Genomic DNA, 15,101 nt, shown 5'->3' with positions numbered 1-15,101 from the left:
ATAGTACTAAAAAAGGCCTCCTAAATTGGAGGCCTTTTTTATAGGTTGAATGCTTGTTTTATGGTGTCAACATAATCAAGTTTTTCCCAAGTAAAAAGCTCAACATCTAAGCTGGTGCTTTCTCCGTTAGGTTGTGTAAAAGTTTTTTTAACAGTTTCATTTTTTCTTCCCATGTGGCCATAAGCTGCTGTTTCGCTATACATAGGTTGTCTTAGGTTTAGTCTATTTTCAATGGCTGCAGGACGCATATCAAAAATTTCAGAAACTTTTTGAGCTATTTCACCATCTGTTAAGTTTACCTTGCTAGTTTGGTATGTGTCAACAAAAATCCCCATAGGTTCTACAACACCAATGGCGTAACTTACTTGCACTAGAATTTCATCGCAAACACCTGCTGCAACTAAATTTTTAGCAATATGTCTTGTGGCATAAGCAGCACTTCTATCTACTTTACTAGGATCTTTCCCGGAAAAAGCACCACCACCATGAGCGCCTTTTCCGCCATAAGTATCTACGATAATCTTTCGTCCTGTTAAGCCTGTGTCACCATGAGGTCCACCAATAACAAATTTTCCGGTAGGGTTTATATGATATTTAATGTTGTCGTTAAATAAAGTTTGTATATGTTTTGGAAGTTTAGCTATAACTCGCGGAATTAAAATACGTTTAATATCCTCACGAATTTTACGTAGCATCGTGTCGTCTTCATCAAAATTATCGTGCTGCGTAGAAACAACAATAGCGTCTATGCGTTGCGGTACATTATCATCGCTATATTCTATTGTTACCTGTGCTTTCGAATCTGGGCGTAAATAGGTGATTTCTTTATTTTCTCTTCGTAAAGCTGCTAATTCTTTTAAAATAGTATGCGATAAATCTAATGCTAATGGCATGTAGTTATCGGTTTCTTTGGTGGCATAACCAAACATCATACCTTGATCTCCCGCGCCTTGTTCTTCTTTGTTGTTGCGATCAACACCGCGATTTATGTCGTCAGATTGTTCGTGAATAGCCGAGAGTACACCGCAAGAATTCCCGTCGAACATATATTCGCCTTTTGTATAGCCTATTTTGTTTATAACATCTCTGGCTATTTGTTGAACGTCTAAATAAGTGTTCGATTTAACTTCACCAGCTAAGATAACTTGACCAGTGGTAACTAGAGTTTCACAGGCTACTTTAGAATCTTTGTCAAAAGCGAGGAAGTTATCAATTAGGGCATCGCTTATTTGATCTGCTATTTTATCTGGGTGTCCTTCAGAAACACTTTCAGATGTGAATAAATATGGCATCTTAAAGTTTTTTTTATGTTTTTAACTGAATTGCAGAGAGAATACTAAAGGAGTAAAGGTTACTGCTTTAGCATTTTTTAATGAGGTTGCAATCAGTTCAAATCTTTCCTCAAAAAATTATCGGAGCAAAAGTACAAATAATTATGTTTCTGAAAAATGAACACGTTGTATTTTAATAAAAAAAAGAAAACCCTGAAGGTTACTTCAGGGCTTTCAATCAACATAAAAAAACTAATCAAGGGCATGATTAATCATGAATTTCTCTTTGTCGTTTCCCAGGATACGCTATTGTGCCGTGTTCTGAAAGGTCTAATCCTTGTATTTCTTCTTCTTTAGAAACACGAAGACCCATAGTCTTTTTTAGTATAAAGAAGAACACAAATGCAATAATTGACGCCCATAAAGCATATGATAACACACCTATGGCCTGAGAACTAAGTTGCGCAGTGCCACCTCCATTAAATAATCCAATTCCTTTACCTTTGTCAACACCCCAAAGTCCTATAACGAGTGTTCCCCATGCTCCGGCAACACCGTGAACTGATACTGCGCCTACGGCATCGTCAATTTTAAGTTTGCTTTCTATAAATTCCATCGAGAATACCACAAGAATACCGCCAATTAGGCCAGCTAATACAGCGCCACCTTCAGTCATATTACCACATCCAGCTGTTATACTTACCAATCCTGCTAAAGCACCATTAAGTGTCATGTCTAGATTGGGTTTTCCGTCTTTAAACCATGTTGTAAAAAGAGCTCCTAATGCTCCGGCGCTAGCTGATAAGTTAGTAACCAAAATAACCATTGATGCGCTAACAGCATCATTGCCACCCCAAGCAAGTTGTGAACCACCATTAAAGCCAAACCAACCTAACCAAAGTATAAAAACGCCTAATGTGGCTAATAGTTTATTATGACCAGGTATTATTACAGGTTTGCCGTTAATATATTTTCCCATTCTTGGGCCAACAATGCAGGCGCCTACTAAAGCAGCCCAGCCACCAACTGAGTGAACAATAGAAGATCCTGCAAAATCAATAAAAGGTGTATCAAGATTGGCTAACCAGCCATTACTGTTCCATTGCCAACCGCCAGCTATGGGATAAATTAGGGCTGTCATAACTAAAGAGAATACAATGTAAGTAGAGTATTTAGTTCTGCCAGCAATAGCCCCAGAAACTATAGTTGCTGCTGTAGCACAAAAAACTGTTTGAAAAAATAAATCTGCAGGGCCTTGATTAAACATAAAACCGTCCCATCCTATCCAGCCATTAGAGGTGCCATACATTAGCGAATATCCTATCAGCCAATAGACTAGAGAACCTACGGCAATATCTAATATGTTTTTCATAGCAATATTCACAACATTTTTTGATCGTGTCATGCCAGATTCTACTAAAGTAAAACCAGATTGCATAAAGAATACAAGAATACCAGAAATAAGTATCCATAACATTCCCATGTCTCCTTTTGTTGCTAAAACCTCTTGATTTGTTAATAATGATGAAAAGATAATAGGGTACATTTTGTTAATTAAAATTGCTGATTCGTATACTTTTTTAGTTGCTTAGTTTTTAAAACTAAAAATTGATTGTTTTTTGGTAAATCTATGTAAAAAACGTTTATTAGGTTGTTTATTTTGGGGGTGATTTTTAAATTTTTGTTGTTTTTTTATTTTTACCCCTTTAAAAATAAAGGGTGTTTATTATATGTGGTGTTTTTTGTTGATTCTTTAATTGAATTGTCTTTTTAGCAAAAGCAAGATCATTTTTTTAAAAGAGTTTTAGGGTATAGTAAGTTTCATTTTAAAACCATGTTAATAGTATGGTAATTTTAGAGGTGTAATTTTATGATTTTAATAATTCAATAAAGCCAAATTAGATATAGTGTAATTCTTTTTGGGTATGATGTTTTTTTGTTTAAGACCTTGTACATTAGTTAGTTCAATATTTTTTTAACAACATATAAAGGCTATTATGGAAAAGCAAGGGTTATATTTGCCAGAATTTGAACACGATAATTGTGGAGCAGGATTTATTTGCAGTTTAACCGGAAGTCGTTCAAATGATATTATTCACAAAGCATTAGAGATTCTTGTTAAACTAGAGCATCGAGGAGCTGTAAATGCTGACGGAAAAACAGGTGATGGAGCAGGTATTTTAATTGATGTACCTCATGTGTTTTTTAAAGAGAACTGTGATTTTAATCTCCCAGAACTAGGTAGCTATGCCGTTGGTAATATGTTTTTACCAAAAAAGGAAAACCAAATGCAATATTGTATTAATGTTTTCAACGATGCTATAAATAGCCAAGGACTTAAAATTTTAGGTTGGAGAAATGTGCCTGTAGATAGTTCAGTTTTAGGGCAAGTTGCAGCAACTGCAGAGCCTTTTATAAAACAAGTGTTTGTTGGTAAGGCAAGTGAGGAACAAACAGAGTTTGAGTTCAACTTAAAACTTTTCGCAGCGCGTAAAATCGCAGAGCATGATATTTATGGCTCCAAACTGTCGCAAGCATCATATTTTTACTTTCCAAGCTTATCTACAAAAACGATTATATACAAAGGACTTTTAAAGCCGGAAGACATCAGTTTATACTATAAGGACCTAATAAATCCGTTATTGGATGCTAAACTGGCTTTGGTACATCAACGATTTTCAACCAATACATTCCCAACTTGGGATTTAGCACAACCGTTTCGTTATATGTGTCACAATGGTGAAATCAACACACGTCGAGGTAATGTGTCACGTATGTTTTCTCGTGAAGAACTCATGCAAAGCGATTGGTTTGGGCCAGATATAAAAAAGATTTTTCCAACGGTTTTAAATGGGAAATCAGATTCTGCCCAAATGGATATGGTTGTAGAGTTCTTATTAATGACTGGTCGTTCGCTTCCTGAAGTTATGATGATGTTGGTGCCAGAGGCATGGGAAAAATACAAGGACATGTCTGACGAGAAAAAAGCCTTCTACGAATTTAACTCTTGTTTAATGGAGCCTTGGGATGGTCCTGCATCTATTCCTTTTACTGATGGAAATTATATAGGTGCGGTTTTAGATAGAAACGGATTACGACCATCAAGATATACAGTTACAAAATCGGGTTACGTGATTATGTCTTCTGAAACTGGAGTTATGGATATCAAACCAGAAAATGTTGAATATCACGGGCGTTTAGAGCCAGGAAAAATGTTTTTGGTTGATATGAACGAAGGTCGTATTGTAAATGACGAAGAAATCAAAAATAAAATTGTTAGTAAGTATCCTTATCGTAAGTGGCTGGATAAAAATTTAACCAGATTAAAAGATATAAAGTATAGTGATTACCAAATTACGCACAACGAAATAGAGCTAAATACACGCCAGCAGATATTTGGATACACGAAAGAAGATGTAAATACCATTATTTTACCAATGGCTTCCAAAGCAAAAGAACCAATTGGTTCAATGGGTTCTGATGCACCAATTGCAGTATTATCAGAGCGTCCACAGTTAATTTATAATTATTTCAAGCAGTTATTTGCGCAGGTTACCAATCCGCCTTTGGACGGTATTCGAGAAGAAATGATTACAGATATCAGCTTAACACTTGGTCGCGATTATAATCTATTTGATATTAACGAAAAGCACTGTCGAAAATTAAAAATTCAAAATCCGGTTATTTCAAAACAAGATTTAGATAAACTCATTAATTACAAAGGCAAAGAAGATTATAATGTTGAGGTTATTTCAATGCTTTATGATGTTAATGAACGTACTAATGGTCTGGAAAAAGCACTTGAAAGATTGGTGCAACAAGCATCAAAAGCTATAGATAATGGCGTGAGTATTATTGTGCTTTCCGATAGAAATGTCACTCAAGGAAAAGCGCCAATTCCTGCTTTATTGGCTTGTTCTTATGTAAACCATGGTTTGTATGGTTTAGGTAAACGTTCAAAAGCGAGTTTGATAATTGAGTCTGCCGAACCTCGCGAAGTGCATCATTTTGCATTATTGTTTGGGTTTGGAGCTAGTGCAATCAATCCGTATATGGTAAATGAAATTATCGAAAGTCATTTACCGGATTTAAATTTAGAGTTTGAAGAAGCAATTCGAAATTACAACAAATCCGTTGGTCAGGGTATCTTAAAAGTGATGAACAAAATAGGAATTTCAACATTAAATTCTTATCGAGGCGCACAATTGTTTGAATGTATCGGAATCAACTCAAACGTCGTAAATAAATATTTCCCAAACACACCAACACGAATTGAAGGCGTTGGACTTATGGAACTTGAAAAAGAAATCTACAAACGTTATCAAGTAGCTTTTGAAACGCAGGATATTGCTGGCGATTTAGATTTGCAAATTGGTGGCGAATATCGTTGGAGGCGTAATGGCGAAAAACACATGTTTAATCCGTTATCGGTTGCAAAATTACAGCAAGCGGTTCGAGAAAATAACCCAACAACCTATAAAGAATATTCAGAGTTAGTGAACAATCAATCCAAGGCATTAATGACTATTCGCGGGATGTTTGAATTCACAAATTACGACCCAATTCCTATTGAAGAAGTTGAGCCTTGGACAGAAATCGTGAAGCGTTTTAAAACAGGAGCCATGTCTTATGGTTCCATCAGTAAAGAAGCTCATGAAAATTTAGCCATTGCAATGAATCGTATTGGCGGAAAAAGTAACTCTGGAGAAGGAGGCGAAGATGAAACACGCTTTTATAAAGATGCTGCTGGCGATTGGAAAAACAGCGCAATTAAGCAAGTAGCTTCTGGGCGTTTTGGAGTCACATCTAATTACTTAAGTAATGCCAAAGAAATTCAAGTAAAAATAGCACAAGGCGCAAAACCAGGTGAAGGCGGACAATTACCAGGGCCAAAAGTCAATCCGGCAATTGCCAAAACTAGAAATTCTACACCTTATGTAGGGCTGATTTCGCCACCGCCACATCACGATATTTATTCTATTGAAGATTTATCGCAACTTATTTACGATTTAAAATCGGCTAATAGAGAAGCGCGTATTAATGTAAAATTAGTATCTGAAGTTGGAGTAGGAACCGTTGCTGCTGGAGTTGTAAAAGCTAAAGCAGATGTAATTTTAATTTCAGGTTTTGATGGTGGAACAGGAGCATCACCATTAACTTCCTTAAAACACGCTGGTTTACCATGGGAATTAGGAATTGCCGAAGCGCAACAAACTTTGGTAATGAACGATTTGAGAAATCGTGTGGTTTTAGAATGCGATGGACAATTAAAAACAGGACGAGATGTAGCAATAGCTTGTTTGTTAGGCGCTGAAGAATTTGGGTTTGCAACGGCGCCTTTAGTAGCTTCCGGTTGTGTAATGATGCGGGTGTGTCATTTAAACACATGTCCTGTCGGAATAGCAACGCAAAATCCAGAGCTTCGTAAAAAGTTCAAAGGAAAACCAGAGCACGTAGTGAATTATATGTATTTCATTGCTGAAGAATTACGTCAAATTATGGCTAAGCTTGGTTTTAGAACTGTCAATGAAATGGTTGGTCAAGTACAAAAATTAAGTCGTACAAAAGCTATTGAACATTATAAAGCCAAAGGTTTGGATTTAACGCCAATTCTTCATGAAGTGCCGGTGAAATCTGATACAAAACGGTATAACACTACAACACAAGAACATGATTTAGATAAACATTTAGATTTTAAAATTATAGAAAAGTCACATCCAGCGTTGTTCCGTAAAGAAAAAACAGTTTTAGAGTCAAAAATCACCAATCGTGATCGCGCTTTCGGAGCAATTTTAAGTAACGAAATTTCAAAAATTTATGGCGCACAAGGTTTACCGGACAACACTTTAAAAATCAATTTTACAGGTGCTGCAGGACAAAGCTTTGGTGCGTTTGCAACAAAAGGTTTAACCTTGGTTATTAATGGTAACTCTAATGATTATTTAGGAAAAGGATTATCTGGTGCAAAAATAGCGGTAAAAGTTCCTGACGAGTCTACTTTAGTGCCTGAAGAAAACATAATCATTGGTAATGTAGCGCTTTACGGTGCAACATCTGGTGAAGCTTATATTAACGGAAAAGCGGGCGAGCGTTTTTGTGTGCGTAATTCAGGTGCAAGTGCTGTTGTAGAAGGTATTGGAGATCATGGTTGCGAATATATGACTGGCGGACGTGCAGTGATTTTAGGTGAAGTTGGCCGTAATTTTGGAGCAGGAATGAGTGGCGGAATTGCATATATCTACGATCCAAAAAATACCTTTGAGCAACATTGTAATAAAGAAGGATTAAATCTTGATCCAGTTGAAACTGCTGAAGATATTTCAGAATTAAAAGACTTAATAGAGAATCATTACAACGCAACATTAAGTCCGTTAGCACAACGTATTCTCGAAAATTGGCAAACAGAATTGCCAAAATTCATTAAGGTATTACCAGAAGAATACAGACAAGCATTAATAAAAATAGCAGAAGAGCAAACTGTAAAAGCGTAAGATTATGGGAAAGACAACAGGGTTTTTAGAATATAAAAGAGAGGACGAAGGTTATTTAAAAGTAGAAAAACGTCTTAAAAATTATAAAGAATTTACAGTGCCTTTAAAAGAGGAAAAACTCAAAAATCAAGGCGCTAGATGTATGGATTGTGGTATTCCGTTTTGTCATAGCGGTTGTCCGTTGGGTAATTTAATTCCGGATTTTAACGATAAAGTCTATAAAGGGCGATGGAAAGAAGCAGCACAAATTTTACATGCAACTAATAACTTTCCAGAGTTTACAGGTCGTTTGTGTCCAGCACCTTGTGAAGAAGCATGCGTTTTAGGTATTAACGAAGACCCAGTAACCATTGAAAATATTGAAAAAAATATTGCTGAAGTCGCCTTTAAAGAAGGTTGGGTAGAAGCACATCCGCCAAAACATCGTACGGGTAAAAAAGTTGCTGTTGTAGGTTCTGGACCATCAGGTTTAGCAGCAGCTCAGCAATTAAATAGAGCAGGACATTTGGTAACGGTTTTTGAGCGCGACGCAAAAGTTGGCGGTTTGTTGCGTTACGGTATTCCCGACTTTAAGTTAGAAAAGAAAGTCATTGATAGGCGTATTAAAATTCTTGAAGACGAAGGCATAACATTCAAAACCAATGCTCATGTTGGACAAAATATAAGTGTCGAAACGATTAAAGCAGATTTTGATGCGATTCTTTTATGTGGCGGCGCGACAGTTAGGCGAAATATTCCTATAAAAGGAAACCATCTAAAAGGTGTGCATCAAGCAATGGAATTTCTAAAGAAAAACAACCAATATGTTGATGGATTGATAGGTGAAGATGAAATTATTTCAGCTAAAGACAAAAAAGTAATCGTCATTGGTGGTGGCGATACTGGTAGCGATTGTATAGGTACAAGTAATCGTCATGGTGCAACATCTGTAACAAATTTTGAGATTTTAAGTAAACCAACCAAAGGTCGTCCAGCACATCAACCTTGGCCTTATTGGCCTATGCGCTTAAAAACTACAACATCACATAAAGAAGGTGTAGAGCGCTTTTTTAGTATTTCTACTAAAGAGTTTTTAGGTGATAAAAACGGAAATTTAGTTGGTTTAAAAACGGTTGAAGTCGAATGGATTTTTAAAGAAGGCGAAAGACCAGAACTAAAAGAATTACCTGGAACAGAACAAACTTGGGACTGCGATTTAGCATTGTTAGCACTTGGTTTTACTGGTGCCGAAAAAACTTTAGCAGAACAATTTGGTTTAGAAATGGATTTTAGAACCAACATCAAAGCAACCGAAAAAGATTATGCAACTAATGTAAAAGGTATTTTTACTGCAGGAGATATGCGTCGTGGTCAGTCGTTAATTGTCTGGGCAATTTCCGAAGGTCGTCAAGCAGCACATCACGTAGATGCCTTTTTAATGGGAAAATCTAATTTACCATTAAAAGAAGAAGGCGATTTACCTAGAGTGTAATTTGGATTTTAATTAAATAATTTCAATATTTGATTATCAAGATGAACAAACAGATCGTAAATATCATTTCAATTATTAGCATTGTGATTATTAAATCACGGTGGTAAGGAATGGTATCTATTATTTTAGAATAAATAAAAAAGCCTTCCTTTTTCAGGAAGGCTTTTTTGTTGGCTTCATTTCAAATTGAAATTTATAAGTTTTCAAATTAAACAAGCTTCTGAACATCATATTTAAAATTATTTAAACTTCTCATTGTCAGCTATTTGGGTGGTTGTGTTTGAGGCTGACTTTAGTCTGATACTTAATATTTTAGAAGTTGCCAGAAGTCAAATTATTAATTTAGATAATTATTTTAAAAACAACATAAAGACTATATGAGTCAACTAAATAAATACAGTAAAACAGTAACACAAGATCCTACGCAACCAGCTGCACAAGCCATGTTGCACGCCATAGGATTAACCAAAGAAGATTTTTATAAACCCATTATTGGTATTGCAAGTACAGGTTATGAAGGTAATCCGTGCAACATGCACTTAAATGACTTAGCAAAATTAGCTAAGCAAGGCACAAAAAATGAAGACGTTGTAGGCTTAATTTTTAATACCATTGGTGTAAGTGATGGTATTTCTATGGGTACACCAGGTATGCGATATTCTTTGCCGTCACGAGATATTATTGCCGACTCTATGGAAACCGTTGTGCAAGCTATGAGTTATGATGGACTAATAACCGTTGTTGGTTGTGACAAAAATATGCCAGGCGCATTAATGGCGATGATTCGATTAGATAGACCAAGTATTTTGGTGTATGGAGGAACTATTGATTCTGGTTGCCATAACGGAAAAAAACTAGACGTCGTTTCCGCTTTCGAAGCTTGGGGAAGCAAAGTCGCTGGTACAATGAATGAAAGCGAATATCAAAATATAGTTGAAAAAGCTTGTCCTGGCGCTGGTGCTTGTGGCGGAATGTACACAGCAAATACGATGGCGTCAGCAATCGAAGCTTTAGGAATGACATTACCTTTCAATTCATCAAATCCAGCAACTGGCGAAGAGAAAAAACAAGAAGCCATAAAAGCTGGCGAAGCGATGAGATTATTAATCGAAAAAGATATTAAACCAAGTGATATAATTACACGCAAATCTTTAGAAAACGCTATTCGTTTGGTGACTATTTTAGGCGGATCGACCAATGCAGTGCTTCACTTTTTGGCAATTGCACGAGCGGCGAATATTAATTTCACATTAAAAGATTTTCAAAATATCAGTGATAATACACCTTTTTTAGCCGATTTAAAACCTAGCGGAAAATACCTAATGGAAGACGTACATCGCGTTGGTGGTATTCCTGCTGTATTAAAATATCTGTTGAACAAAGGCTTAATCCATGGTGATTGTTTAACCGTTACCGGAAAAACGTTGGCAGAAAATTTATTTGATATTGAAGATTTAACCGAAGGTCAAGACGTGATAAAACCAATTGAAGAACCAATAAAAATTTCAGGACACTTGCGTATGTTGTATGGTAATTTAGCCGAAGACGGAAGTGTTGCAAAAATCACAGGAAAAGAAGGATTACGCTTTCGCGGAAAAGCAAAAGTATTTGAAGGTGAATATGCAGCAAACGATGGTATTAGAGATGGTAAAGTAGAAAAAGGAGATGTAGTTGTCATTAGATACGAAGGACCAAAAGGCGGACCAGGAATGCCAGAAATGCTTAAACCAACTGCTGCCATTATGGGTGCAGGTTTAGGTAAAGACGTAGCGTTAATTACCGATGGACGTTTTTCTGGCGGAACACACGGTTTTGTCGTTGGTCACATTACGCCAGAAGCTCAAGATGGTGGTACAATCGCATTAGTTAAAAATGGCGATTTTATCACAATAGATGCTGAAACCAATTCCATTCAACTTGAAGTTTCAGAAGAAGAATTATCACAAAGAAAACAATCATGGATAGCACCAGAATTAAAATTTAATCGTGGTGTCCTTTATAAATATGCTAAAACGGTGTCGTCTGCATCCAAAGGTTGTGTAACCGACGAGTTTTAGAATAGAAACTAATTAACGCCATACTAATTTATGGAAACAAAAACGATAAAAAACAACGAGCAATCTACTTCAAAAACTATTCGCATTTCGGGTAGCGAAGCGGTTGTTCGAAGCTTAATAGCAGAAGGAGTAGATGTGCTTTACGGTTATCCCGGCGGCGCTATTATGCCGGTTTATGATGAGTTGTATAAATTTCAAAACGAAATTCATCATGTCTTAACACGTCACGAGCAAGGCGCTACACACGCAGCACAAGGTTACGCGCGCATTTCTGGTAAAGTTGGTGTCGCTATGGCAACTTCTGGTCCTGGCGCAACCAACTTAATCACAGGTATTGCAGATGCGCAAATAGATAGCACGCCAATGGTGTGTATTACCGGTCAAGTTGGCTCGCATTTATTAGGTAGCGATGCGTTTCAAGAAACCGATATTGTTGGTATCTCTACACCTGTTACCAAATGGAATCATCAAGTCACAAAAGCTTCAGAAATTCCTGAAGTCATTGCTAAAGCGTTTTATATTGCAAAAAGTGGTCGTCCTGGTCCTGTTTTAATAGATATTACGAAGGATGCGCAGTTTGAAGAATTCGATTTTAAATACGAAAAATGTACAGGAATTAGAAGTTACAAACCAATTCCTGAAACCAATCAAGTTGATTTGCAAGCTGCTGCAGATTTAATAAATAACGCAAAAAAACCTCTTGTTGTTTGGGGACAAGGTGTGATTTTAGGTGAAGCTGAAGCTGAATTTAAAGCTGTTATCGAAAAAGCAAGTTTGCCATCGGCTTGGACTATTTTAGGTGCTTCGGCAATTCCTTCAACACATCCATTAAATGTCGGCATGGTTGGTATGCACGGTAATTATGCCCCAAATGTTTTAACTAACGAATGTGATGTTTTAATCGCAATCGGAATGCGTTTTGACGATCGTGTTACTGGAAATTTAGCTACATACGCTAAACAAGCTAAAGTGATTCATTTTGAAATTGATCCTGCTGAGATTGATAAAAATGTAAAAACAGATGTTGCTGTTTTAGGAAATTCAAAAGAGACTTTGACTGCAATTCTTCCGTTTTTAAAAGAAAATTCGCATACAGAATGGCATCAAAAATTTAAAGATTTATATCAAGTTGAATTTGATAAAGTCATAAGAAACGATTTACATCCAACAAAAGATGGCTTGACTATGGGTGAAGTGCTTAAAGAGATTAATGAGCAATCCAAAGGTGAAGCCGCAATAGTTAGCGATGTTGGTCAACACCAAATGATTGCATGTCGTTATGCCGATTTCAATGTCTCAAAAAGTAATATTACGTCTGGCGGATTAGGTACTATGGGATTTGCTTTACCAGCTGCGATTGGTGCAAAAATGGGCGCACCAGAACGCGACGTGGTGATGATTGCTGGTGATGGTGGTTACCAAATGACCATCCAAGAATTAGGAACCATTTTTCAAACCAAAGTACCAGTAAAAATTGTGGTATTAAACAACAATTTTTTAGGTATGGTAAGACAGTGGCAACAGCTGTTTTTTGATAAGCGTTATGCCTCTACAGAAATGGAAAATCCAGATTTTGTTGCAATTGCAAAAGGCTATCATATTGATGCTAAAAGCGTGTCTAAAAGAGAAGATTTAGCCAATGCAGTAAAAGAAATGATGGAAACTAAAGGTCCGTATTTCTTAGAAGTTATGGTTGAAAAAGAAGACAATGTATTCCCGATGATACCAACAGGTGCAAGTGTTTCAGACGTAAGATTAGAGTAATTATGAGTGAAAATAAATTATATACCGTTTCTATTTATACCGAAAATAATATCGGACTATTAAACCGTATTTCGGCAATATTTCAACGTAGACACATCAATATTGAGAGTATAAATTCTTCAGCTTCAGAAATCGAAAATGTGTCTAAATGGACCATTGTGGTGAAGTTAACCGAGGACCAAATGAAAAAAATTATTGGTCAAATAGAAAAACAGGTTGAGGTGATTAAAGCTTATTATCACACTGAAGAAGAGATTATTTATCAAGAATCTTGTCTATTCAAAATCAAATCAGATTTATTGTTTGAAGAGCGACAAATTCAAAATATTATTAAAGAAAGTAACGCCAGAATCGTCACTGTAAATAAAGCGTTTTTTGTGCTTGAAAAATCAGGAAGACGAAGCGAAATAGAATTATTACACAGAGAATTAAGTGCATTTGGAATTTTACAATTCACTCGTTCTGGACGAATTGCAGTCACCAAAACACCAATGGAAATAACTAAAATGTTGGAAGCTTTTCAACACTAAAAACAAACAAAAATGGCAAATTATTTTAACACATTACCATTAAGAAAACAATTAGAACAATTAGGAAAATGCAGATTTATGGACGCTTCAGAATTTGAAGATGGTGTAGCTGCATTAAAAGATAAAAAAATAGTCATCGTAGGTTGTGGCGCACAAGGCTTAAACCAAGGATTAAACATGAGAGATTCTGGTTTAGATATTTCTTATGCTTTGCGCCAACAAGCTATAGATGAAAAACGTGCGTCGTATAAAAACGCAACCGATAACGGTTTTAATGTTGGAACTTATGACGATTTAATTCCAACAGCAGATTTGGTTTTAAACTTAACACCAGATAAGCAACATACAGATGTAGTAAATCAAGTGATGCCTTTAATGAAAAAAGGCGCAACGTTAAGCTACTCGCATGGGTTTAATATTGTTGAAGAAGGTACGCAAATCCGTAAAGATATTACGGTAATTATGGTTGCGCCAAAATGTCCAGGTACCGAAGTGCGCGAGGAATACAAACGTGGTTTTGGTGTGCCAACATTAATTGCTGTGCATCCAGAAAACGATCCAGAAAATAAAGGTTGGGCGCAAGCAAAAGCTTACGCAGTTGCTACTGGTGGTGATCGCGCTGGTGTTTTAGAATCGTCTTTTGTGGCTGAGGTAAAATCTGATTTAATGGGCGAGCAAACTATTTTATGTGGTTTGTTACAAACTGGTGCAATTTTATCTTTTGATAAAATGGTTGCCGAAGGAATTGATGCGGGTTATGCTGCGAAATTAATTCAGTTTGGTTGGGAAACTATTACTGAAGCTTTAAAACATGGCGGAATTACAAACATGATGGATAGATTGTCAAATCCTTCAAAAATCAAGGCATTTGAATTGTCTGAAGAATTAAAAACTATCATGCGTCCGTTATTCGAAAAACATATGGACGATATCATTTCTGGTCATTTCTCAAAAACCATGATGGAAGATTGGGCAAATGATGATGTAAATCTTTTAAAATGGCGAGCAGCAACTGGTGAAACTGCTTTTGAAAAAACCGAATTAACTTCAGATCACATCACAGAACAAGAGTATTTTGATCATGGTGTGTTATTAGTAGCATTTGTAAAATCTGGTGTAGAACTAGCTTTTGAAACTATGGTAAGCGCAGGAATAATCGAAGATTCTGCTTACTATGAATCGTTACACGAATTACCATTAATAGCAAATACCATTGCACGTAAAAAGTTATTTGAAATGAATCGCGTAATTTCAGATACTGCTGAATATGGTTGTTATTTATTTGATCATGCTTGTAAACCATTATTAGCAGATTTTATGAAAACGGTAAATACTTCAGTAATAGGAAAGTCATTTTCAACAAAAACAGGTGTTGATAATATCGAATTAATCAAAGTGAATGATGCCATTAGAAATCACCCCATCGAAACCGTTGGCAAACGTCTTCGTGCCGCAATGACAGCAATGAAAGTGATAAAAACTGAAGCTAAAGAAGAAACTGTTTTAGCTTAAAAACA

The 15,101-nt window shown here is 36.2% G+C and carries 8 protein-coding genes; 6 read left to right on the top strand and 2 right to left on the bottom strand.

What is annotated here, in order from left to right; translation table 11 throughout:
* Positions 1–38: 38 nt before the first annotated feature.
* Both metK and R3L15_RS10875 read right to left on the bottom strand, forming a co-directional pair.
* Positions 39–1,292, bottom strand: coding sequence for a methionine adenosyltransferase (metK, locus tag R3L15_RS10880; protein ID WP_338731677.1), 1,254 nt, complete (start codon positions 1,290–1,292; stop codon positions 39–41).
* A gap of 247 nt (positions 1,293–1,539) precedes the next feature.
* Positions 1,540–2,817 (bottom strand): ammonium transporter, encoded by a 1,278-nt coding sequence (locus tag R3L15_RS10875; RefSeq protein ID WP_338731676.1) that lies wholly within the window; start codon positions 2,815–2,817, stop codon positions 1,540–1,542.
* Between the two features lie 451 nt (positions 2,818–3,268).
* Between R3L15_RS10875 and gltB the strand changes: the two genes are divergently transcribed.
* The 6 genes from gltB (at position 3,269) to ilvC (ending at position 15,096) form a co-directional block, all read left to right on the top strand.
* Positions 3,269–7,762, top strand: a complete 4,494-nt coding sequence (gene gltB / locus R3L15_RS10870) for a glutamate synthase large subunit (protein WP_338731674.1) — start codon at positions 3,269–3,271, stop codon at positions 7,760–7,762.
* Positions 7,763–7,766: 4 nt separating this feature from the next.
* Positions 7,767–9,233, top strand: coding sequence for a glutamate synthase subunit beta (locus tag R3L15_RS10865; protein WP_338731672.1), 1,467 nt, complete (start codon positions 7,767–7,769; stop codon positions 9,231–9,233).
* 377 nt (positions 9,234–9,610) lie between these two features.
* Positions 9,611–11,290 carry a dihydroxy-acid dehydratase gene (gene ilvD, locus R3L15_RS10860; protein WP_338731670.1) on the top strand — a complete coding sequence of 560 codons (1,680 nt, stop codon included), beginning with the start codon at positions 9,611–9,613 and terminating at the stop codon, positions 11,288–11,290.
* 30 nt (positions 11,291–11,320) lie between these two features.
* The gene (ilvB, locus tag R3L15_RS10855) at positions 11,321–13,054 is read left to right on the top strand and encodes a biosynthetic-type acetolactate synthase large subunit (protein ID WP_338731668.1); all 1,734 of its coding nucleotides are present in this window, start codon (positions 11,321–11,323) and stop codon (positions 13,052–13,054) included.
* A gap of 2 nt (positions 13,055–13,056) precedes the next feature.
* Positions 13,057–13,584 carry an acetolactate synthase small subunit gene (ilvN, locus tag R3L15_RS10850; protein ID WP_338731667.1) on the top strand — a complete coding sequence of 176 codons (528 nt, stop codon included), beginning with the start codon at positions 13,057–13,059 and terminating at the stop codon, positions 13,582–13,584.
* A gap of 12 nt (positions 13,585–13,596) precedes the next feature.
* A complete protein-coding gene (gene ilvC, locus R3L15_RS10845) occupies positions 13,597–15,096 on the top strand; it encodes a ketol-acid reductoisomerase (RefSeq protein WP_338731665.1) in 1,500 nt (499 codons plus the stop codon).
* Positions 15,097–15,101: the final 5 nt, after the last annotated feature.

Origin of the sequence: Mangrovimonas cancribranchiae, from assembly GCF_037126245.1 — a bacterium.
Classification (GTDB): domain Bacteria; phylum Bacteroidota; class Bacteroidia; order Flavobacteriales; family Flavobacteriaceae; genus Mangrovimonas; species Mangrovimonas cancribranchiae.
This window is presented reverse-complemented; position numbering and strand designations above follow the sequence as displayed.

Coding starts and splice junctions, on each gene's coding strand:
- metK (WP_338731677.1), bottom strand. CDS start 1,292: ATGCCATATTTATTCACATCTGAAAGTGTTTCTGAAGGACACCCAGAT.
- R3L15_RS10875 (WP_338731676.1), bottom strand. CDS start 2,817: ATGTACCCTATTATCTTTTCATCATTATTAACAAATCAAGAGGTTTTA.
- gltB (WP_338731674.1), top strand. CDS start 3,269: ATGGAAAAGCAAGGGTTATATTTGCCAGAATTTGAACACGATAATTGT.
- R3L15_RS10865 (WP_338731672.1), top strand. CDS start 7,767: ATGGGAAAGACAACAGGGTTTTTAGAATATAAAAGAGAGGACGAAGGT.
- ilvD (WP_338731670.1), top strand. CDS start 9,611: ATGAGTCAACTAAATAAATACAGTAAAACAGTAACACAAGATCCTACG.
- ilvB (WP_338731668.1), top strand. CDS start 11,321: ATGGAAACAAAAACGATAAAAAACAACGAGCAATCTACTTCAAAAACT.
- ilvN (WP_338731667.1), top strand. CDS start 13,057: ATGAGTGAAAATAAATTATATACCGTTTCTATTTATACCGAAAATAAT.
- ilvC (WP_338731665.1), top strand. CDS start 13,597: ATGGCAAATTATTTTAACACATTACCATTAAGAAAACAATTAGAACAA.